The 21,946-nt window shown below is 38.6% G+C and carries 19 protein-coding genes; 14 read left to right on the top strand and 5 right to left on the bottom strand.

The window, feature by feature from the left end; translation table 11 throughout:
- Position 1 precedes the first annotated feature (1 nt).
- From NXS00_RS14505 to NXS00_RS14535, 7 genes are read left to right on the top strand one after another with little or no spacing between them, the layout of a single operon-like run.
- Positions 2 to 3,265, top strand: coding sequence for a PAS domain S-box protein (locus tag NXS00_RS14505; protein WP_258099941.1), 3,264 nt, complete (start codon positions 2 to 4; stop codon positions 3,263 to 3,265).
- 3 nt (positions 3,266 to 3,268) lie between these two features.
- The gene (locus NXS00_RS14510) at positions 3,269 to 3,646 is read left to right on the top strand and encodes a response regulator (protein ID WP_258099942.1); all 378 of its coding nucleotides are present in this window, start codon (positions 3,269 to 3,271) and stop codon (positions 3,644 to 3,646) included.
- On the top strand, positions 3,636 to 3,911 hold the full coding sequence (locus NXS00_RS14515; protein ID WP_258099943.1) for a hypothetical protein: 276 nt from the start codon (positions 3,636 to 3,638) through the stop codon (positions 3,909 to 3,911). Before NXS00_RS14510 ends, NXS00_RS14515 begins: the two co-directional genes overlap by 11 nt.
- Positions 3,908 to 4,669, top strand: a complete 762-nt coding sequence (locus tag NXS00_RS14520; RefSeq protein WP_258099945.1) for an MBL fold metallo-hydrolase — start codon at positions 3,908 to 3,910, stop codon at positions 4,667 to 4,669. The genes NXS00_RS14515 and NXS00_RS14520 overlap by 4 nt, the downstream gene beginning before the upstream one ends.
- A 20-nt stretch (positions 4,670 to 4,689) precedes the next feature.
- The gene (locus NXS00_RS14525; RefSeq protein ID WP_258099946.1) at positions 4,690 to 6,219 is read left to right on the top strand and encodes an NFACT RNA binding domain-containing protein; all 1,530 of its coding nucleotides are present in this window, start codon (positions 4,690 to 4,692) and stop codon (positions 6,217 to 6,219) included.
- 27 nt (positions 6,220 to 6,246) lie between these two features.
- A complete protein-coding gene (locus NXS00_RS14530; protein WP_258099947.1) occupies positions 6,247 to 7,611 on the top strand; it encodes a M1 family metallopeptidase in 1,365 nt (454 codons plus the stop codon).
- 18 nt (positions 7,612 to 7,629) lie between these two features.
- Positions 7,630 to 8,106, top strand: coding sequence for a T9SS type A sorting domain-containing protein (locus tag NXS00_RS14535; protein WP_258099948.1), 477 nt, complete (start codon positions 7,630 to 7,632; stop codon positions 8,104 to 8,106).
- Between the two features lie 60 nt (positions 8,107 to 8,166).
- Here the strand turns inward: NXS00_RS14535 and katG are convergent, their stop codons facing one another.
- Positions 8,167 to 10,440: a catalase/peroxidase HPI gene (gene katG, locus NXS00_RS14540; protein ID WP_258099949.1), complete on the bottom strand. Its 2,274-nt coding sequence runs from the start codon at positions 10,438 to 10,440 to the stop codon at positions 8,167 to 8,169.
- A 206-nt stretch (positions 10,441 to 10,646) separates the two neighbouring features.
- Here katG and NXS00_RS14545 point away from each other — a divergent pair, with 206 nt between their 5' ends.
- Positions 10,647 to 11,549, top strand: coding sequence for a DUF6624 domain-containing protein (locus tag NXS00_RS14545; RefSeq protein WP_258099950.1), 903 nt, complete (start codon positions 10,647 to 10,649; stop codon positions 11,547 to 11,549).
- A 121-nt stretch (positions 11,550 to 11,670) separates the two neighbouring features.
- Positions 11,671 to 13,203 carry an IS1182 family transposase gene (locus NXS00_RS14550; RefSeq protein ID WP_258099951.1) on the top strand — a complete coding sequence of 511 codons (1,533 nt, stop codon included), beginning with the start codon at positions 11,671 to 11,673 and terminating at the stop codon, positions 13,201 to 13,203.
- 134 nt (positions 13,204 to 13,337) lie between these two features.
- Here NXS00_RS14550 and pyk read toward each other — a convergent pair whose 3' ends face one another.
- A complete protein-coding gene (gene pyk, locus NXS00_RS14555; RefSeq protein WP_258099952.1) occupies positions 13,338 to 14,771 on the bottom strand; it encodes a pyruvate kinase in 1,434 nt (477 codons plus the stop codon).
- An 86-nt stretch (positions 14,772 to 14,857) separates the two neighbouring features.
- Positions 14,858 to 15,289, bottom strand: coding sequence for an IPExxxVDY family protein (locus NXS00_RS14560; protein WP_258099953.1), 432 nt, complete (start codon positions 15,287 to 15,289; stop codon positions 14,858 to 14,860).
- 131 nt (positions 15,290 to 15,420) lie between these two features.
- Here NXS00_RS14560 and NXS00_RS14565 point away from each other — a divergent pair, with 131 nt between their 5' ends.
- Genes NXS00_RS14565 through nadE form a run of 4 tightly spaced genes read left to right on the top strand, consistent with a single transcriptional unit; the run spans position 15,421 to position 19,522 of the window.
- Positions 15,421 to 15,657 carry an acyl carrier protein gene (locus tag NXS00_RS14565; protein ID WP_115868928.1) on the top strand — a complete coding sequence of 79 codons (237 nt, stop codon included), beginning with the start codon at positions 15,421 to 15,423 and terminating at the stop codon, positions 15,655 to 15,657.
- A gap of 14 nt (positions 15,658 to 15,671) precedes the next feature.
- A complete protein-coding gene (gene fabF, locus NXS00_RS14570; protein ID WP_258099954.1) occupies positions 15,672 to 16,925 on the top strand; it encodes a beta-ketoacyl-ACP synthase II in 1,254 nt (417 codons plus the stop codon).
- On the top strand, positions 16,925 to 17,671 hold the full coding sequence (rnc, locus tag NXS00_RS14575) for a ribonuclease III (protein ID WP_258099955.1): 747 nt from the start codon (positions 16,925 to 16,927) through the stop codon (positions 17,669 to 17,671). Before fabF ends, rnc begins: the two co-directional genes overlap by 1 nt.
- Positions 17,672 to 19,522 carry an NAD(+) synthase gene (gene nadE, locus NXS00_RS14580; protein WP_308709178.1) on the top strand — a complete coding sequence of 617 codons (1,851 nt, stop codon included), beginning with the start codon at positions 17,672 to 17,674 and terminating at the stop codon, positions 19,520 to 19,522.
- Here the strand turns inward: nadE and yidD are convergent.
- Entirely contained in the window at positions 19,519 to 19,740 is a 222-nt protein-coding gene (gene yidD / locus NXS00_RS14585; RefSeq protein WP_258099956.1) for a membrane protein insertion efficiency factor YidD, read from the bottom strand. The genes nadE and yidD overlap by 4 nt on opposite strands.
- Positions 19,741 to 19,823: 83 nt before the next feature.
- Here yidD and NXS00_RS14590 point away from each other — a divergent pair, with 83 nt between their 5' ends.
- A complete protein-coding gene (locus NXS00_RS14590; RefSeq protein ID WP_258099957.1) occupies positions 19,824 to 21,290 on the top strand; it encodes a POTRA domain-containing protein in 1,467 nt (488 codons plus the stop codon).
- Here NXS00_RS14590 and NXS00_RS14595 read toward each other — a convergent pair whose 3' ends face one another.
- Positions 21,291 to 21,914, bottom strand: coding sequence for a toxin-antitoxin system YwqK family antitoxin (locus NXS00_RS14595; protein ID WP_258099958.1), 624 nt, complete (start codon positions 21,912 to 21,914; stop codon positions 21,291 to 21,293).
- Positions 21,915 to 21,946: the final 32 nt, after the last annotated feature.

The following is a 21,946-nucleotide window of genomic DNA, read 5'->3' on the forward strand; positions in this document are numbered from 1 at the left end:
AATGGATGTGGTTAACTCTGATATCAAATCTCTTCAGGAAGAAGTTGCTGCCTTAAAAAAGGAACTCGACAAATCTCATCGAGATTATTATGACCTGGTGGACAAAACCAACTTTCATCTCAAAGAATTATTCGATTCCTCCAATGATCTCATTCAAATCTTTAAACCTAATGGTGATTTCAGGTTTGTCAATGAAGCATGGAGAAACAAATTAGGATATCGAGAAGAAGAAGTATTTGACCTTAAGTTCATGGATGTGGTTCATCCCGATTATCGCAAAAAAACGCTATCCAATCTCCTTAAAATAACGGCTGGAAGTAGTCTAGAACGATTTGAAACAGTTCTCAGAACCAAATATGGCAAGAACATCTATGTCATCGGCAAGCTTACCTCGGTTTTTGAAAACGGTGATCCTGTAGAGTATAGATGTGTCTTTTTTGATATCACTGAACGGTTCAGAGCAGAGAGAGCCCAAAGTCTATACTACAAAATAGCCAATATCACAATCATCCGAAATCGGTTGGAGGATTTCTACGGGCAGATATATCATGAGCTAAATGAAATATTAAAAGTTAGAAACTTTAGTGTGGCCATGAGATCCAATAAAGCCTACCAATATGCCTACTGGATCAACGAGCATGAAGAAACAACTGGAGCAACTCTTAAGAAGGATGTAGAAAGACTTCTTGCAGATTACACATTTGAACGTGGCAAACCTCTCATTATTTACAATGAAGGAATCGAGAAAATAGCGAGTCAAAAGAAAGTTAAACTCTATGATCCACTACCTAATATTTGGTTAGGTGTTCTGATACAGATGGATGCTAAACCGATTGGAGTATTAAGCATATTCTCCTATTTGGATCAATCAGCGTACAACCATAAAGATTTGGAGCTCTTAGATTTTATCTCCGGGCAAATAACTCTTGCTCTAGAAAGAAAACAGAATGAGGAGAAAATCCAGAACCAAGGAGCAAGAATCAATGCAATATTTGAAAGCAGTACACACCAAATCTGGTCACTAAACAGAAGCTATACATTTACTTCTTTCAATCAGAATTATGCTGATGCCTTTGTAAAATATTATGGATTCACACCTGAAATAGGCATGTCTTTGCCAATGCTGGATAATAAAAATGTCAAAAAACAGACCATTGAATTTTGGACGAAAAAATACGATGCCGCATTTTCTGGCGAAAGCTTAAACTTCCAACACAGCATCAAAACCTTGAAAGGAAAGAAAGTCTGGAGAGATGTATTCATCAACCCAATTTTTCTACCTGATGGAAGTATTCATGAGATTTCAGTGATTGCTAACGACATAACAGAGAAAAAATCTTCAGAAACAGCTCTGAAGGAAAGTGAGGAAAAGTTCAGAAACATCTTTGAATCGTTCCAGGATATTTATTTCCGGTGTGATATGGATGGAATCATCTCTATGGTAAGCCCATCAGTGGAACGAGTTCTTGGATATTCACCACAAGAAATCATCGGCAATCAAATCACTCAGTTTTTCATAAGTAAGAGCAAACTGTCTCAGCTTTTCAAAAGCTTATATGAACACAAACAAGTTCAAAATTTTGAAGGTGAAGTCAAGACACGCACTGGAGAGGAAATTCAGTTTTTGAGTAACGTCAGATTGATCAAACGCACAAGAAATCAATTCGAAATTGAAGGAGTAGCTAGAGACATTTCCAAACTGAAAGAAACCAATAAACAATTAAGAGAAGCCAAAGAAGTAGCCGAACGCTCTTTACAAATCCGAGAGAGATTCCTTGCCAACATGAGTCATGAGATCCGAACGCCGATGAATGGAGTGATTGGCATGATTGATTTACTTGGCTCTACTGAACTGGATGAAGAACAATCAGAGTATATCCGTACTATTAAAAAGTCATCTGACAGCTTGCTTCATATCCTCAATGATATACTCGATTTATCAAAAATAGAGGCAGGAAAAATGAAGCTTCGACAGGATCCTGTTAAGCTTATTGACACCTTCGAAAAAGTATATGAGCTCTATTCCCAGCAAGCCCATCTCAGTAAAAACTCTTTGTATTATCATTTAGACGAAAGCTTACCTGAATACATATTAGCTGATGAAACTCGACTTACTCAGGTCCTATCTAACCTAACAAGTAATGCTATCAAGTTCTCTCCACAGAAAGGAACTATCAACCTAAGTATCAGAGTGATGGAGCAGAAAAGCAATAAATACAAGTTCAAAGTTTCGATTAAAGACTCTGGTATAGGAATCTCTAAAAAGGACATTGATAAATTATTTCAGAATTTTAGTCAAATAGACAGCTCTAGCAGTAAGAATTTCTCAGGTACAGGTTTAGGGTTGGCGATATCCAAAGAACTGGTTAAGTCTATGGATGGCGATATTGGAGTAGCCTCAACCCCAGGGTTTGGAAGTACTTTTTGGTTTACTTTCTGGGCAGAATCAATTCCTTCGGAGCAAGTAGTAGAAAAGAAAGATGATGGTGCTATCATCAAAGAATTCAAAGAAACTAGTCCAAGAATTCTACTCGTAGACGATAACAATATAAATAGAAACGTTGCTTGTACTATTTTAACTAAAGCAGGCTGTCAAGTAGAAGAAGCCCAAAGTGGATTCGAAGCAATCGAAAAAGTTAAAGCTAAAAAATTTGACCTGATCTTTATGGACATCCAAATGCCAGAAATGGATGGAGTCGAAGCAACTCAAAAAATCAAAGGTTTGAAACTAAAAAACCTGGCCCCCATTGTAGCGATGACGGCATATTCTATGGAGGAAGATCGCACGAAGTTTTTAAGCAAAGGCCTGGACGATTACATCGCCAAACCTATCAAAGCAATCAATTTGATTGACAAAGTGAAGAGCTGGATCCACTTCGAACCAAAGTCAGTAAACTCAGAAGTTTTCAAAGAAACTACAGAAGAACTGGTTATAAATCAAAATACATTAAATCAGTTGTATAAATTTGGGGGTAAAGAATTAATTGAAAGTGTGTTGGCAGACTTTGATGTGGAAGCCACACAACAAGTAATTGATTCAAAGAAGTATCTAAAGTCTCATGATTATGAACTCATGCGACAAGAACTTCACACCTTGAAAGGCAATGCCGGAACGTTTGGCATTGAACGGCTTGCTACCATTGCAATGAAAATGGAGCAAAACCTTAAAGTAGGACCATATGATGAACTATCAGATGATATGAAAATGTTGGAGTTTTGCCTGGAAGAGTTTAAAGAGAGTTACCATACCTTTATCAATACCTAAACGATGAGTAAGAAAATTCTAGTAGCTGAAGACAGCTCTGTCATCCAAAACCTGACAAAAAAGATCCTAACATTACAAAATTACCAGATCAGTGCTGTAAAAAATGGTAAGCAAGTCATTGATAAATTGAGTAGCGAGACTTTTGATTTGATCCTAATGGACATTCACATGCCACAAATGGATGGAATGGAATGCGCCAGAAAGATTCGTCAAATGACAGGAGAAATTGCCAATGTTCCCATAATTGCCATCACGGGTAACGCCAATAATTACAGCATGGATGATTTCAAGGAAGCAGGAATAAACGAATTCATTCCAAAACCACTCAACTATGACAATCTGGTGACAGTGGTGAATAATTATTTAGCCAATGGAAATTAAGTATAGCAAACATTTCTTAAACAAACTGGAAGACCTTTTTTCAGAAACGGAATACGTCTTGCGTTATGAAAAAGGCAAATTCCAATCAGGCTACTGTCTTCTAAAAGACACCAAAATTGCTATTGTCAACAAATATTACTCATTGGATGGCAAGATCAACAGTCTGTTGGAAATAATTAAACAAATAGATATTGATACAAAATCACTTAGTGATAAGAATAAGAAATTGTATCAGGAAATCAATCAAACACAACTTTCGTTTTGATCATTACCTTTTTGGGAACAGGCACTTCGCAGGGTATTCCTGTGATCGCATGTGAATGTGAAGTGTGCCAGTCTATAGATTTTAGAGATAAAAGGTCTCGAACTTCCATTCATATTGAAGTTGATAATCTGAGCCTGGTAGTTGATACCGGACCAGATTTTCGTACCCAAATGCTTCGTGAAAGAGTGAAACGTCTTGACGCAGTGCTCTTCACACATGGTCACAAGGATCATACAGCAGGAATGGATGATGTGCGTAGCTTCAACTTCAAGCAGCAAATGGATATGCCTGTTTATGCTAGAAAAGAAGTCATAGAGCAATTGAAAAACGAATTTTCATACGTTTTTGCAGAAAATAAATATCCCGGAGTACCACAAATAGATACTAAAGAGATCACGAACACGCCATTTCAAATTGGGAACTCAATAATTACCCCAATAGAGGTAATGCATTATAAGCTTCCTGTATTTGGTTTTAGAATCAAGGATTTCACTTATATCACCGATGCTAATTTTATCTCGGATGAAGAAGTAGAAAAAATTAAAGGCTCAAAGGTTTTGGTATTGAATGCCCTTCAAAAAGAGGATCATATCAGTCACTTCACATTAGATCAAGCTATTGATATGGCACAACGCATAGGTGCTGAAAAAACCTATTTCATCCACATGAGCCATATCCTGGGCAAGCATAGAGATGTAGAGCAAGAATTACCTGACGGTATCGAGCTTGCTTTTGATGGGTTAAAAGTGGAGCTGTAATGTTTCACAACTACTTCTTCTTGAAAAGACTAGCCAAAGAGCTAGATCAAGAATTAACAGATCTCGAACTATTAGAATGCTTCTCGCAGAGCAAAGATGAGCTCATACTTGGTTTTGCTTCAGCTAACAAAACAATTTACATCCGAGCCAACCTGGAGCCTCAAATTGGTTTACTCCAGATAATGAATGATTTCAAGCGAGCAAAAAGGAACAGTGCAGACTTGTTTTCAGACCTAATAGGAATTAAGGTAATCTCTGTTAATGTCTTCCAATATGAGCGATCCTTCTGGATTGACTTTGAAAATGGAATGAGTCTTATCTTCAAAATGCATGGATCTAGGTCCAACATTCTGCTTTCTGAAAATGATGAAGTAAAGTCATTATTTCGATCGGTTTTAGAAAACGATTTGGAGATCAAACCTTCAGAGTTATACAAGCATTTAGACCTAAGTCTTGACAGGTTCAATTCGCTGGAAGGTAATCCAAACAAGTACATACCAGCTCTGGGTAAAGAAGTGAAAAACTACCTCACCCGAAAAGGATATTTCGATGCTGATCTAAACGAAAGATGGCAACAACTGCAAGCTTTACTAGCGCTTTTAGAGACCAATCACATTTGCGTTCTGAATGAGCCAAAGCCTAATATCTCTTTGCTTGAAACCACATGTGATCAACCTTTAGCAAGTGCCATTTCAGCAACGAATGAACTGTACATTCGATTCACTAAGAACCACTATTTGACAAGTGCAAAGTCCAGTGTGATCAAACCTCTGGAGGATCAGATAAAAAAGACAGAAAACTACATCAGCAATACGGAAGAGAAGCTTTTCAAGATATTAGATCGAAGAGGATATGACGAAATTGCTAATATTCTGATGGCCAATTTACACCTCATCCAAAAGGGCCAGGAAACTGTGACACTTGATGATTTCTATTCCAATGAAAAAATAGACATCAAGTTAAACCCTGAATTGTCACCTCAAAAAAACGCGGAGAATCTATATCGCAAAGCTAAAAATCAGAACCTGGAGATTGCCAACCTAGAAGCCAATATTGAGTCTCGAAAGGTAAAACTTGAAGAACTAAAGAAGAAATTAGCAGAAGTTGCAGAGAGTGAGGACATCAAATCCTTGCGCAAAGAATCATCCTCTCAGCAATCATCCAAAAAGGAAGAAAACCTTCCTTACCACCCTTATTTGATTAATGGATATCAAGTATTCGTTGGAAAAAATGCACGACACAATGATGAGTTAACACTGAAGGTTGCCAACAAGAATGATCTCTGGCTTCACGCCAAAGATGTTGCTGGTTCACATGTAGTCATCAGAGATCAGGCAGGCAAAAAGATTCCAAAAGATGTAATTGAGGCAGCGGCACAATTGGCTGCATGGTATTCCAAAAGAAAAACAGATAGCCTCTGCCCTGTTATTTATACTCCCAAAAAATACATTCGAAAAAGAAAAGGCGATCCACCAGGCGCTGTAGTTGTCGAAAAAGAGAACGTGATGATGGTCGTTCCTAAGAATTTCGACAATAGCATTAGCATTTAATCTGGCACGGTTACCGTAATTTACAGTATGTTCCGCATATTGTTAATTAGCCTTATTACAGTAATTCCACAATTGATCTTTGCTCAAAAGGCATCTATTGATTTAAAGCATGCAATTATTGACCTGGAAGCAACCAATACCTCCACAGCTATTTCTGGTAGTTGTGAACTCAACTTTACAATTGTAGAAGACGGCAACATCATTGAGTTAGAATTGGTCGATAAACTGTCTATTAACAATGTTTCATTTAATGGTATTGAAACGACCTTTCGTCATCAGAGCGATTCCTTGTTTATTGACATTCAAGACCTTAATAGTGGATTAAATAAACTCATAGTTCACTATCATGGAGAACCTAATCCCTCCGAACAAGTATCAAAAGGTATATCAAATGAATTTTCAGGTGCGTGGGGCAATCAAATCACGTGGACATTATCAGAACCTTTTCACGCCAAATATTGGTGGCCATCCAAACAAGACCTTAATGACAAAATAGATTCGACCCGAATTCATATCACCACAAAACAAAATCTCAAAGTAGGCTCCAATGGGGTATTGGTTAATTCTGTCAAAGTAGGAACTGATAAAGTGCGATATGAGTGGAGTACTCATCATCCCATGGCTTATTACTTACAAGCATTCACCGTTGGGGAATATGTTGAGTATAATAACTACGCTTATCCCTCCGAATTGAAGAATGATTCTATTCTGATCCAGAACTTCATTTATAACAATCCAGAAACGCTAGAAAATTATAAAACGCAGCTAGATGAATTCCCTAGGATGGTAGAACTGTTCAGTGACTTATTCGGGTTATATCCTTTTTCTGATGAAAAATATGGACATGTAATGGCGCCATTTGGAGGTGGGATGGAACATCAAACTATGAGTACTATGGGTGTTTTCACTTTCGGACTCAACGCTCATGAACTAGGCCATCAATGGTTTGGAGATCACGTAACTTGTGGCTCCTGGCAAGATATCTGGATCAATGAGGGGTTTGCAAGGTTCTGTGAATATGTGGCCGCTGAAAAGATCCTGTCTATCAATAATTATTATGCCCTCGTAGAAGATGATATCCTTTCAGTGACAGGTACAGATACGGGCTCGGTTTACGTCCCTGAAGAATTTGCGTCCGAAGAAAATAGAATCTTCAACTTCCGCCTAACTTATGCCAAAGGCGGTCTGGTAGTCAATATGATTCGGCAAATAGTCAACGATGACGAACTATTCTTCAATGCATTAAGAGCCTACCTCGCTGAATATGGCAATAAGACCGCAACTGGAAATGATTTTAAAGAAATACTGATAACTGAAACATCTATAGATTTCACCAATTTCTTTGAAGAATGGTATTACGGTGAAGGACACCCCATTTTTGATATTGGATAGTTCGTAGATTCTAATGGAATGCTGAATATAAAGGTATCACAAACAACTACAGCCAACATCAATCTATTTACCACTCCTTTAGAATTTGAAGCAACATTTGAAGATGGAACTAAGGAGCTATTTCGAATTAATCAAGATCAAAACGATCAACAATTCGCATTAGATTTCGCTAAACAGATAACGGACTTATCGTTTGATCCAAAAGGATGGTTAATCAAAGAGGTTAACAGCTTTCAAAGACTTGATGAAAATGGAAATTTGATACTCGAAGAAGTCTTGAATGGGATGAGATTCTGGCCGAATCCTGTTCAAGGAATTTTACAATTATCAGAACCTATCAATCAAATCCGTATTTACAATCAATCAGGAAAACTGACTCAACAAATAACATCACCTACTAAGCAAATAAACGTAAGTGAATTAGACTCCGGAGTTTATGTATTCACAGGGTTTAAAGATGACAAGCAAGTCAATTTTAAATTTATCAAGCATTAAAAAAAGAAAGCCAACTCAAAGAGTCAGCCTTCATCTAACCAAACTATATTTTATAATATCTTATTGATAAACCAAGTCAAATCGATCTAGCTTCATCACTTTATCCCAAGCAGCAATGAAATCATTGACAAATTTCTCTTCAGCATTATAGCTTCCGTATACTTCTGCTAAGGCTCTAAGTTCTGAGTTCGATCCAAAGATCAAGTCAGCTCTGGAAGCTTTATATTTTACTTCACCAGTTTTCCTGTCTTTTCCAACAAAGTATTCTTTTGATTCATCAATTGGCTCCCATTGAGTATCCATACTAAGAAGAGTGGTGAAGAAATCATTACTCAAAGCATTAGTATTTTCAGTGAACACACCGTACTCAGAACCATCATAGTTAGCTCCTAGTGAACGCATACCACCTAACAATACAGTCATTTCTGGAGCGGTTAAAGTCAACAATTGTGCTTTATCAATTAACAACTCCTCTGTTGGTGTTTTATATTTTGGGTTTAAGTAGTTTCTAAAACCATCAGCCATTGGCTCCAACAGATTGAATGACTCTACGTCAGTTTGTTCTTGTAGCGCATCCATTCTACCTGGCACAAAAGATAAAGTCACCTTATACCCTGCATTAGCTGCAGCCTTTTCTATAGCAGCATCTCCTGCCAAAACAATCAAGTCAGCAAGTGAAACCTTCTTGTCATCTGATTTAGCATTGAACTCTTCCTGAATTTTGGAGTAAGTAGCTAGTACTTTTGATAATTGTTCAGGATTATTTACTTCCCAGTTATTCATTGGCTCCAAAGCAATTCTTGCTCCATTTGCACCACCTCGTCTATCCGAACCTCTATAGGTAGATGCAGACGCCCAAGCTGTAGTCACCATCTCCTGAAGAGACAATCCTGAGTTCAACAATTGCTTTTTCAAAGAAGCTACATCACTAGATGTAATCAACTTGTGATCAACAGCAGGAATTGGATCTTGCCAAATCAAATCTTCTGTTGGTGCCTCAGGCCCAAGGTAGGTTGTATTTGGCCCCATATCTCTGTGAGTAAGTTTAAACCATGCTCTTGCGAAAGCATCATTGAACGATTCAGGGTTCTCATAAAACTTTCTTGATATTTTCTCGAATTCTGGATCAAATCTCAATGAAAGGTCTGTGGTAAACATTGTTGGCGCTTGAAATTTTCCTTCTTCAAATGCATCTGGCACTTTCATCTTCGAATCTTTCGCTACCCACTGATGTGCACCTGCAGGGCTTTTAGTCAACTCCCATTCGTTTTCAAACAAACTCACAAAGAACAAATGACTCCATCTAGTAGGTGTTGGTGTCCAAGTTACTTCTAGTCCTGAAGTGATGGCATCCTTACCTTTTCCAGTACCATATTCACTTTTCCAGCCAAAGCCTTGCTCCTCAATACTTGACGCTTCTGGGTCTGATCCCACATTGCTTGCTGGACCAGCGCCGTGAGCTTTACCCAAAGTATGTCCTCCAGCTATCAAGGCAACGGTTTCTTCACTGTTCATACCCATTCTACCAAAGGTTGCTCTGATGTCGTCAGCTGCTGCAAGTGGATCAGGATTCCCATTTGGCCCTTCTGGATTCACATAGATTAATCCCATCTGAACCGCTGCTAGTGGATCTTCTAATTCTCTTTCTCCTGAATACCTCTTACCATCATCAAGCCATGTTTTCTCAGCTCCCCAGTAAATATCCAACTCCGGCTCCCAGGTATCTTCTCTACCTCCAGCAAAACCAAACGTTTTGAAGCCCATATCTTCAAGGGCCACATTTCCGGTCAAGACCATTAAATCTGCCCAGGATATCTTCTCTCCGTACTTTTGTTTGATTGGCCAAATAAGTCTTCTGGCTTTATCAAGGTTAGCATTATCAGGCCAACTATTCAATGGAGCAAATCGTTGCTGCCCAGCTCTTGATCCACCGCGACCGTCAGCTGTTCTATAAGTACCTGCACTATGCCACGCCATTCTAATAAACAATCCACCATAATGTCCAAAGTCAGCAGGCCACCAGTCTTGTGACTCTGTTAAAACTTTACGGATATCTTCTTTAAGTTGAAAGTAGTCAACACTATTGAATTCCTCAGCATAATTAAACTCCTCTCCCATTGGATTGGATTTATTTGAATGCTGTCGAAGAATGCTAACGTTTAGTTGATTTGGCCACCATTCAGCATTGGCTGTTGCCGCAAGGTTAGATTTACTTTTTTTGCTGGTTGCTCCAGACATGCCATCTGCTTTCTCTTCAGCCGCTTCATTCTGCTGACAAGCAGGAACTAATGCACCTAAAACAACGAGCCAGCTTAATGCAATTATCTTTCTCATATGATATAACTTTAATTAATGCGTTTTAACAGCGCAATAATAGCAGCTTATATCACTGGTTGTGAATAGGATTTTTTTATACCCCGATAACAAGTAGTAATGCGGAATAACAAAATCTTAGACCCCATTAATAACTAAATAATTAGTTAATAAATTTGACCCTGCAAACCATTTGAATATATTCGAACTAAATAATTAGTTATAATATGAAATACCAGATATTAACAGTCCTCCTATTTTTTAGCTTGTCAAATCTCGCACAGTCTTTTAACGACCTTATAACCCTGGCTAACCAGCAATATCAATCGAAAGACTTTATAGAGTCAGGTAAGTCCTATGAGCAAGCATTTACTATACAGAAAGGATCATCCTCACAATACTACAATGCAGCATGTTCCTTTGCTCTTGCTGGTCAAAATAATAATGCAGTAGATTATTTAACCAAGGCCGTTAACGCAGGCTGGACGAATGTTTCACACCTGAAAAGTGATACGGACTTAACCAATCTTCATGAAGTGCCTGAATGGACTGACATTATTAAGATAGCGCAAGCCAATTTAGATGAATATGAAAAAGACTTCAATAAACCTTTAAAGACACAACTCGAACAAATCTATGTGAGAGATCAAATGCTAAGACAACTTTGGCGAGATGCTGAAACTAAGTTTGGCAAAGACTCAGATGAAATGAAGTATTTCTGGAAATTGATGGCCAGAGAAGATAGTCTGAATGAAGCCGATGTAATCGGTATCATTGATCAATATGGCTGGGTTGGAAAAAATGTAGTTGGAGGCAAAGCTAATATTACACTTTGGTTGGTTATACAACACGCTTCACTCGAACTTCAGGAAAAATACGTTCCTCTATTAGAAGAATCGGTTAAGAAAGGAGAATCAAACGGAAGTCACCTAGCTTTACTCCATGACCGCATTTTAATGAGAAATGGAAAACCTCAAAAATATGGATCTCAAATAGTATCAGATCCTGACACAGGCAAAGACAAACTATACGATTTGGAAGACCCAGAAAATGTGAACGATAGAAGACAATCTGTTGGGCTTGGACCACTTGAAGACTATTTAGAAAGAATGGGTGTTGAGTCCAAATAATCATTCATTTGATAACAAAAAAGAGGCTGTCTCAAAAGGCAGTCTCCTTTTTTATAAAAAGAAAGCCGGGAACAATTAAGTTCTTGGCTTTTTTTTGTGACTAACTGATTAAATTAGTCGTGTGCGTAATTCAAATTTAGTCTTTAAAGATTACACTCCATCACAAGTGATGCTACTTCCTCCATCTCTGGAGGAGCTGATAGAAGAAAATCATCCGGTACGGGTGGTTAATGCTGTAATCGACCAAATCAATGTGGAACCTTTATTGAAGCAGTATAAGCCTGGAGGAACTTCGGTATATCATCCTCGGATGCTATTAAAAGTGCTTGTTTATGGATATCTGACCAATATTTACTCGTCCAGAAAACTGGAAGCTGCTTTAAAAGAGAATATCCATATGATGTGGCTTTCGGCAATGAATCGTCCAGATCATAATACAATTGCCCGATTTAGAAGTGAGCGACTTAAAGATGCCCTGAGGCAGGTATTCGGTCAGGTTGTTGAGTTGTTGGTTGAAGAGGGACTGGTAAGTATCAAAAACATCTACACAGATGGCACTAAGATAGAAGCCAACGCTAATAAATACACCTTCGTTTGGGGGCGGGCTATCCAGACGAGCAAAGAGCGCATAGCCAAGCAGCTCGATGAGCTGTGGGATTACACGCAGGAGCTAGCAGAAGAGGAGTTGTCTAGTGAAGAAAAGCCTGATTTTAAGGAGATAGACAAGGAAAAAGTCAGTCAAACTATCGAAAGGATAGACAAAGCACTGGAAGACAAGCCTGTCAACAAGAAAGTCAAACAAAAGCTCAACTATGCTAAAAAGAACTGGCCAGCCAAGCTAGAAGAGTATGCTGAAAAAGAAGCCATCATGGGTGAAAACAGGAATAGCTACTCTAAAACCGATCCTGGAGCCACTTTTATGAGGATGAAAGAGGATCACATGCTCAATGGCCAGCTCAAACCAGGCTATAACCTCCAGATCAGCACTTCAGACCAGTTCATTGTCAACTACAGCATCCATCAAAACCCTACAGATACACTTACCCTCAAACCACATCTTCAGCAGTATCAAAACATTTACAAAACCAACCCTGAGTCAATCTGTGCAGATGCCGGATATGGCAGTGAAGAAAACTACGACTATCTGGAAAAACAAACCATAGAACCCTATGTGAAGTACAATTACTTCCACAAAGAGCAGTCAAAGAAGTGGAAGGAAAACCCCTTCAGAGCGGACAATCTGCATTATAATGAAGAGAAGGATAAGCTATACTGTCCAATGGGGCAACCAATGGATCGGATAGCTGATCGAAAATCAGAATCATCGGCAGGTTATAAACAAACTTATGCACGATATCAGGCTAAAAACTGCAATGGATGTTCTTTGAGAGGCTCTTGTCATAAGAGTAAAGGCAGCCGAATTGTAGAAATCAATCATAATCTCCGGCGACATAAGCAGAAAGTGAGGCAAAACTTATTCTCTGACCAAGGATTGGCTCATAGATCCAAAAGACCTTGGGATGTTGAGGCTGTCTTTGCAGCAATTAAACACAATCGAGGCTTCCGAAGGTTTATGCTCAAAGGCACCGATAAGGTAGAAATAGAAGCAGGGTTACTCGCATTAGCTCACAATCTGGCCAAGAAGGCTGCTTGATGCTAAGAAGCATTTGCTCAAATCTAAAAATCTCATAATATCCTGATGAATCCAATCTTGAATCTCTCTAAAACAAAAAGACCGACTCAAATACTTTTGAGACGGCCTCTTCAAATTTTACAAGTAGTAAGAGATTACTCTACCTCACTTACCCTTACCATATTAGTGTGACCTTTCCAGTGTGAAGGCATACTAGCTGTATTGATATATACATCTCCTTTTTCTAAATAACCTTCTGCTACGAGTTGCTTTTCAATTTGCTCCAAAGTATCATCGATACCTTCAGTCTTATCATAGTAGAAGCCTGTAACACCCCAAACAAGATTCATTTGTCTCAATAAATACTTTTGGTTGGTGATCAGGAAAATATGCGCCTTTGGTCTATGCATAGCCAAACGGTATCCAGAATAACCAGACTTGGTCATTCCGATCAATGCCTTAGCACCTACGTTATCAGCTAACCTACATGCAGATCTGATTAAAAGGTCATTCAATCTTGTAGATGAAGCCTCATCCTCTTCCTGAAACTTAGAATAGATCGTTCTGGAATCTGATTCTACGGCCTGAATCGTTTTACTCATTTGCTGTACAGCCTGAACAGGGAATTTACCAGATGCAGATTCAGCAGAAAGCATGATCGCATCAGCGCCATCAAAAACCGCATTGGCAACATCATTTGTTTCCGCTCTTGTTGGTCTTGGGTTTTCAATCATACTCTCCATCATCTGAGTAGCAATGATTACTGGTTTACCCAAACGATTACACTTCTTTACCATTCTTTTCTGAAGAATAGGTACTCTCTCAGAAGGAACTTCTACACCTAGATCTCCACGAGCTACCATTACACCATCAGTAGCTTCAATGATTTCATCAAGGTTAGCAATAGCCTCTGGTTTTTCAACCTTAGCAATCACTTTTGTATTAACACCCGCTTTAGCAATTCTTTCTTTGATTTGATGAATATCACTTGCCTTTCTCACGAAAGAAAGAGCTACCCATTCCAAATCGAATTGGAAAGCAAACTCTAAATCTTCTATATCCTTTTCCGTCATTGAAGGAGCAGACACATTAGAATCAGGAAGGTTGATACCTTTTCTAGACTTCAACAATTCACCATGTACAACTTCAGTATATACATCAGCACCTTCTACTTTGATAGTTTTTAATTCGATGTTTCCATCATCCATCAAAATAGTATCACCAGGTTTTACGTCATTAACTATACCTTCATATACTGTACTTACTTTTTCACTTGTACCTAATATATCCTCGGTAGTAATAATCAATTGCTGACCAGGGTGAATTGGAACACCATCATTTTCAACTTTCCCAACTCTGATTTTAGGACCTTGTAAATCTTGTAGAAGGGCTACACTAGACCCCAACTCCTCATTAAGTTCACGCACCATGTCAATGGTTTGCTTGTGATCATCGTGAGTTCCATGCGAAAAGTTTAATCGAAAAACGTTAGCTCCAGCCTTGATAAGCTCTCTAAGTGTTTCTTTATTTCTACTGGCAGGGCCAATGGTTGCTACAATCTTGGTCTTTTTAAAAAGCGATTCCTTCATGCTTTATGTGAATTGTTAATATTTCTGAATTTCAGGAAGCAAATATATCTTTTGCTGTGTCTTTTTACCCAAAGAATACTTTATGTTTAGAATAATAAGTTGTCTTTCATTTTGATTTTCTCGATATCTACTACCAAAGAGTAGTCTATTATTTCGATTGACTTCAACATATTATTCACTTCTATCGCCCAATTTTCATGAGTTTGACTACTTAACTTAAACAAATAATCAAATTGTTGAAGCTCTGGAAGTAGGTACTGATTGATGGAAGAATTAGACGTTACCAATTTATTCTTTAATAAGAACGCCTGTCTAAACTCATTTTCGTCTTTCAAATTGGACACACGGATCAATTTATTGTCTGAAAACTCAATTTTTACATCTTCCGCTTTGATCAAATGAAACTCTGGCAACTGATTTAAATGCCAGGCAAGTTTGTATTCTTTAACCGAGGATACAATGCCAATCAACTCAAAATCAAACGGATAATCAGACGCTAACCGATTCTTCTTCATCATTCTCCTCTCAATGAGAAGCTAAATTACCTAAAAGGCTATACAGATGCCATTTCTTAAGAGTTTAATTTGTTTTGATTTTAATGCCTAATATGTATTTCTTTGCACTGGAATTTTAACTAAATATTATAGAAATGTCAGAAATAGCACAAAAGGTTAAGTCAATCATCATTGACAAATTAGGTGTTGAAGAATCAGAAGTAACTACTGAAGCTAGCTTCACCAATGACTTGGGAGCTGACTCTCTAGACACAGTAGAGTTGATTATGGAATTCGAAAAAGAATTTAATATCTCTATCCCAGACGACCAAGCTGAAAATATTGCTACTGTAGGACAAGCAATTTCTTACTTAGAAGAAAACGTAAAATAATTAGATCCCATTTTATGGAATTGAAAAGAGTCGTAGTTACAGGAATCGGTGCAGTAACACCGTTAGGAAACAATAAAACAGATTATTGGAACGCACTTGCTAAGGGTGTTAGTGGTGCCGCTCCTATAACTCGATTCGATACGGAGAAATTCCGTACAAAATTTGCCTGCGAGGTAAAAGACTTCAACGTGCTTGACTTCATCGATAGAAAAGAAGCAAGAAAAATGGACCTTAACAGCCATTACGGAATGGTTGCCAGCGACGAAGCAATTACTGACGCAGGTTTAGACCTTGATAAGGTCAACAAAGACAGAATAGGTGTAATCTGGGGTAGTGGTATCGGAGGATTCACTACATTCCAGGAGGAAGTAGTTGGATTTGCTAATGGCGATGGTACTCCTAGATTCAACCCATTCTTCGTACCAAAGATGATACTGGACATTACCCCAGGTCTCATCTCCATTAAATACGGTTTTAGAGGTCCTAACTTCGCGACTGTATCTGCCTGTGCATCCTCCAACAATGCATTATCTGATGCATTCAACTACATCAGATTAGGCAAAGCCAACGCCATTATTACAGGAGGTTCTGAAGCTTCTGTAATCGAATCAGGCATTGGTGGCTTCAACGCTTTGAAAGCACTTTCTGAAAGAAACGATGATCCTACAACAGCTTCACGCCCTTATGACAAAGACAGAGATGGATTTGTACTAGGTGAAGGTTCTGGAGCACTCGTTTTAGAAGAATTAGAGCATGCAAAAGCAAGAGGAGCAAAAATTTATGCTGAAGTTTTAGGCGCAGGAATGTCTGCAGATGCTTACCACATCACAGCACCACATCCAGAAGGAGAAGGTATTGTGATCGTATTAAACGAAGCAATCTCAGATGCTCAACTTAAAGTTGAAGACATTGACTACATCAATACACATGGTACTTCTACGCCACTTGGTGATTCAGGTGAAGTAAAAGCGATTCAGAAAGTATTGGGTGAGCATGCTTACAACATCAACATTAGTAGTACGAAATCAATGACTGGTCACTTACTGGGTGCTGCTGGAGCTATTGAGAGTATTGCTACGCTTATGACCATTGATCAGGGAATCATCCCTCCTACTATCAACCATTTCACCGACGATCCGGAAATTGACCCTAAGTTGAACCTAACATTCAATGAGGCTCAAAAACGTGATGTAAACGTTGCAATTAGTAACACATTCGGTTTTGGCGGTCACAATACGTCCATTGTTTTCGGTAAATACAACGGGTAGTGCCATCGATCTTTAGGAAGTCACACGGCTATCTAAGGTATCTTTTCTCCCGTAAAGACAAGGAACTCTACAAGAATTTCAAGATAATTACTGGTCGAAGACCTAACAACATTGCCCTTTATGAGCGAGCAACTCGTCATGTCAGTGCTGCTGAGGTCAATGACAAAGGCATTAAGGAATCTTACGAAAGATTAGAATATCTCGGCGATGCAATTCTCGGAATGGTCGTTGCAGAAATGCTTTTTAAGAGATTCCCGTTTAAAGAAGAAGGTTTCTTAACGGAGCTTCGTTCAAAGATTGTCAATAGAGAGTCACTGAACAATCTATCTAAAAAAATTGGCCTTAAGGGGCTTGTAAAATATCATAAACACAAAGGAAGTAGTGTTTCACACAAATCCGTTTATGGAGATTCTCTAGAAGCATTAGTTGGAGCCATTTATATTGACCAGGGCTTTCGATTTACCAAGCGGTTTATTCAAAATCGACTAATGCGTCCACACTTCGACTTTGAAGAATTAGCCCAAACAACGACTAATTACAAGAGCAAAATCATCGAATGGTCTCAAAAGGAAAATAAAGCGATCCGATTTGAGATGATTCAATCAAATGAAGACGCCAGAGATAAACAATTCATCTCTCAGGTGTTTATAGAAGATGAACCATATGAGAAAGGATATGGGTTCAGTAAGAAGAAAGCGGAGCAAGATGCCGCACAAAAATCCTTAGACGTTTTAAATATCGAGTAAGTGCCAAAAGTAGTTAGAGTTGGAGGAGCCTGTCTGAATCAAATCCCGATGGATTGGGACAACAACTTATCCAACATAACCAAAGCCATTCATCAAGCTAAAGCTGAAGATATAGAAATACTCTGTCTACCTGAGTTATGCATAACAGGATATGGTTGTGAAGACATGTTTCTTTCTGATTGGCTTGCTAACAAAGCCTTAGAAAAACTTCAGGAAGTACTTCCTCATACAGACGGAATAGCCGTTACAGTTGGCTTACCAATCAACTTGAACGGCATTCACTTAAACACTACTTGCTTCATCGCAAATCAAGAGATTAAAGGCTTCTACATAAAGCAAAAGCTAGCAAATGATGGAGTACACTACGAACCAAGATGGTTTACGCCTTGGGTACCCGGGGAAGTAATTGATTTTGAAATTGAAGGCAAAAAATATCCATTTGGGCACATTACTATTGATTACAAAGACCTAAAAATAGGCTTTGAGATCTGTGAAGATGCATGGAGAGAAGATCGTCCAGGCTGTCATTTGATCAATAAAGATGTTGATCTAATCCTCAATCCATCAGCAAGTCATTTTGCCTTTGGAAAGGCGGACTTCAGAGAAAACCTTGTAATCAAAAGTTCCGAATTACTGAATTGTGTGTATGTCTACACAAATCTATTGGGTAATGAGGCTGGAAGAATGATCTATGATGGAGACATATTGATTGCACAAAAGGGAGAACTGAAAGGTAAAAACGCTCGACTAAGCTTCAAGGACTTTAAAACACTCAGCTGTGAAGTTCATTTTGAAGATTCAAAAAGCACTGAAGTAAATATCAGACCAGACTCTCATGATCAAAATGTAGAGTTCGGTAAGGCGGCCCCATTAGCTTTGTTTGACTACATGCGCAAGAGTAAAAGCAAAGGCTTTGTACTCTCATTAAGTGGCGGAGCAGACTCTAGCTCTATTGCAGTATTAGTCGCACAAGCCGTCAAGCTTGGTTTGGACGAATTAGGATCAGAGGTACTCAGTCAAAAACTTGGCATTGAAATTTCTCCTTCCGAGAGTTATAAGGAAATCGTCAATAAGCTGTTTCATACTGCTTATCAAGGCACTAAAAACTCTTCCGAAGACACCCTGAACTCTGCGAGATCACTTGCAGAAAGTTTAGGCGCCAACTTCTATCATTGGACTATTGACGATGAAGTAGAAGCTTACTCCAAATCCATTGAAAAAGTTTTAGGTCGCTCATTGAGTTGGGAAACAGATGATATTGCCATGCAAAACATTCAGGCAAGAGCTCGTTCTCCTATCATTTGGATGTTGACCAATATTAAAAAATGCCTTCTCCTATCTACCAGCAACCGAAGCGAAGGTGATGTAGGTTATGCCACGATGGACGGAGATACTAGTGGCAGCATCTCTCCTATTGCAGCAGTGGATAAAGATTTCATCCTAAAATGGTTGGTGTATGCGGAGAAAGAACTTGGATATACAGGACTGTCTTATGTAAACAACCTTACACCAACAGCAGAATTAAGACCTCAAGACCAACATCAAACTGATGAGCAGGACTTAATGCCATACGCCGTACTGGTAGACATTGAGCACAAAGCTGTCAGAGATAAGAAATCACCAGTAGAAGTTTATGATCGACTCAAAGGCAAATGGCCAGATCATGTTATACTGAAGCAATGGATTACAAAGTTCTTCAGACTTTGGTCTATCAATCAATGGAAGCGGGAGCGCATAGCTCCGAGTTTCCATTTAGACGATTTCAATGTAGATCCAAGAACATGGTGCAGATTCCCAATTTTGTCAAGTGGATTTACGGAAGAACTTAAAGAATTAGATAAGCAACCTTAAGGAACTGGATCATATCCACTTCCACCCCATGGATGACAGCTAGCTATTCGTTTGATGGCCAGCCAACCTCCTTTGAACACACCATGTTTCATAATTGCATCCTTAGCATAGTTGGAACATGTAGGTGTATACCTGCAGGTGCTAGGCAATAAAGGTGAGATACTGTATTGGTAAAACAGTACCGGAAGAATAAAAAGCTTACGAATTACGTTCTTCACATATCAAAAGTACTCTTCAAATTTGGAGCGAACAATTATATTCGCTCTGTTTGTAGATTATTACCCTAACAACCAACAGATTATTGAGCTATAGTAGGAACGTGAGACTGGATCGACTCAAATTTATCATTTTAGCCCTTACACTACTCTCAGGATTTATTGTGAATGCACAGATATCCCGAGATCGAATAAGTGAGCTACAGGATAGCACTGGATTTACCAAAATTCGAAACATCGCTATTAGTGGAAATGATAAAACCAAAGAGTATATTATCACCAGAGAGCTACGCTTTAATGAAGGAGATGTCATTCCTAATTATCAGCTCGAGGATGAACTACAACGTTCCAGAAACAACGTATATAACACCAACTTATTTACGACAGTAGAGTTTGAGACTCAAATCATTGATTCAGCATTGATGGATCTTCATATCAGACTAGAAGAACGCTGGTATGTGTGGCCTTCCTTTGTATTAAGACCAATTGATCGAAATCCTGTAGACTGGTGGGTAAACAGAGGAAAAGATTTAAGTAGAGTTCGCCTAGGACCTAAATTGGATATCTATAATGTAAGAGGTCGTAAAGAATCTTTGCGTTTGGTCGCCTTATTCGGTTTTGACAGAACGTTAATCACACAATATTCCATTCCATACATTGATAAAAACCAAAAGCATGGATTGACGTTTGGCGCGAGTTCTGTTACCAATAAAAAAATGCGCTATGAAACGGTAGATCATGTTTCTAATTTCATTGAAGACTCATCAGAGTTTGTAGATCAGGTAAACCGAGAAGCATGGTCTGGATACATTGTTTACACGTATAGGCCATCGTTTTATGATTATCACTACCTAACAGTCCAGGGATATGACTTACAAATATCTGATGATATTGCTCAGTTGAATCCCAATTATTTAGGCAACGGCAACACCAGGCAGACAGCTTTAGGGTTAGCATATTCCTACATTAGTGATAAACGTGACAATAGAAACTACCCACTGACTGGATCCTATAAATTCGGAAGTGTAGAAAAGCTGGGACTTGGCTTTTTCAATGATGTAAACCTTTGGAGGCTCAATATCCAGTTTCAAAAATTCACTGATTTAGGTAAAAAATGGTACTTGAGCACCAGTATAGGAGGTCAGATCAGCACGCAAGATGTCGCATACTTTAACTATACAGAGTTTGGTGATGACAATTACTACGTAAGGGGCTTTGAACAATTCATTGTAGAAGGACCACACAACATCCTCACAAAAAACTCCATCAAAAGAGAAATCCTGCAAACCAAATTCAACCTAGGCCGATTTATGCCTCTGAAAAAGTTCAGGAAGATACCTTTCGCTATTTACGCCAAAGCTTTTGCGGATGGTGGATATGTAGTGAATTATGGTAATTACGAAATCAACAGCAGATTAACTGACAAACCATTGTACAGTTTGGGAGTTGGATTGGATATAGTGATGCTTTATGATATAACACTGAGACTTGAGTACTCCTATAACTCTGAAGGTCAATTTAGATTTGCTCCGAACGTGATGGCAGAACTCTAGTTATTTAAAGTTCTTCCACTTTTTTTTGACTCCTTTTTTATTGAAGTAATACCAAACTCCTGTTCTCTCACCCAAGTGATAAGAGCCTTCAAAGGTTGGATTTCCTGTTTCATTAAAGAATTTCCAAACACCTTCCTCATCCCCATCACGATATTCACCTTCTTGCAGAACGATGCCATTTTCAGCATACATTAACCAAAGTCCATGAGGCACTCCATCATGATAGTTTCCCTCTTGCCGAAGCTCTCCTGTTGGATAATAAAACTCCCATAGCCCTTCATAGAGTCCGTTTTCATACGCTCCTCTTCTGTCTACCTCACCATTTTCATGAAAGTAATATGCCGAATCGACGAATATGTTTTTTGACCAATTCTCTATTGCTTGTAGGTTACCATTAGGGTAATAGTACAACTGAAGTCCTTCCAGAAGAGCTTGATCATATTGTAGAATTGCACTGGTATCTCCTGATGGATAAAAATACACCCAAGTTCCCTGTTGTTGATCTCTACTCAATTCCCCAACAGCCATTAATGCTCCGCTTTCATATGTCAAACTATCCTGAGCATGGATACTGGAGGTAAAGGCAAGCACAAACAAAATCAACAGACAACCGAACTTCATCATGAATCAAACATAACCACTATTGATTTATAAAC

Origin of the sequence: Marinoscillum pacificum (genome assembly GCF_024714495.1) — a bacterium.
GTDB lineage: Bacteria > Bacteroidota > Bacteroidia > Cytophagales > Cyclobacteriaceae > Marinoscillum > Marinoscillum pacificum.

What these genes read in the sequence shown, in the direction of transcription:
- NXS00_RS14505 (WP_258099941.1), top strand. Translation starts at nt 2, where the DNA reads ATGGATGTGGTTAACTCTGATATCAAATCTCTTCAGGAAGAAGTTGCT.
- NXS00_RS14510 (WP_258099942.1), top strand. Translation starts at nt 3,269, where the DNA reads ATGAGTAAGAAAATTCTAGTAGCTGAAGACAGCTCTGTCATCCAAAAC.
- NXS00_RS14515 (WP_258099943.1), top strand. Translation starts at nt 3,636, where the DNA reads ATGGAAATTAAGTATAGCAAACATTTCTTAAACAAACTGGAAGACCTT.
- NXS00_RS14530 (WP_258099947.1), top strand. Translation starts at nt 6,247, where the DNA reads ATGTTCCGCATATTGTTAATTAGCCTTATTACAGTAATTCCACAATTG.
- NXS00_RS14535 (WP_258099948.1), top strand. Translation starts at nt 7,630, where the DNA reads ATGCTGAATATAAAGGTATCACAAACAACTACAGCCAACATCAATCTA.
- katG (WP_258099949.1), bottom strand. Translation starts at nt 10,440, where the DNA reads ATGAGAAAGATAATTGCATTAAGCTGGCTCGTTGTTTTAGGTGCATTA.
- NXS00_RS14545 (WP_258099950.1), top strand. Translation starts at nt 10,647, where the DNA reads ATGAAATACCAGATATTAACAGTCCTCCTATTTTTTAGCTTGTCAAAT.
- pyk (WP_258099952.1), bottom strand. Translation starts at nt 14,771, where the DNA reads ATGAAGGAATCGCTTTTTAAAAAGACCAAGATTGTAGCAACCATTGGC.
- NXS00_RS14560 (WP_258099953.1), bottom strand. Translation starts at nt 15,289, where the DNA reads ATGATGAAGAAGAATCGGTTAGCGTCTGATTATCCGTTTGATTTTGAG.
- NXS00_RS14565 (WP_115868928.1), top strand. Translation starts at nt 15,421, where the DNA reads ATGTCAGAAATAGCACAAAAGGTTAAGTCAATCATCATTGACAAATTA.
- fabF (WP_258099954.1), top strand. Translation starts at nt 15,672, where the DNA reads ATGGAATTGAAAAGAGTCGTAGTTACAGGAATCGGTGCAGTAACACCG.
- NXS00_RS14595 (WP_258099958.1), bottom strand. Translation starts at nt 21,914, where the DNA reads ATGATGAAGTTCGGTTGTCTGTTGATTTTGTTTGTGCTTGCCTTTACC.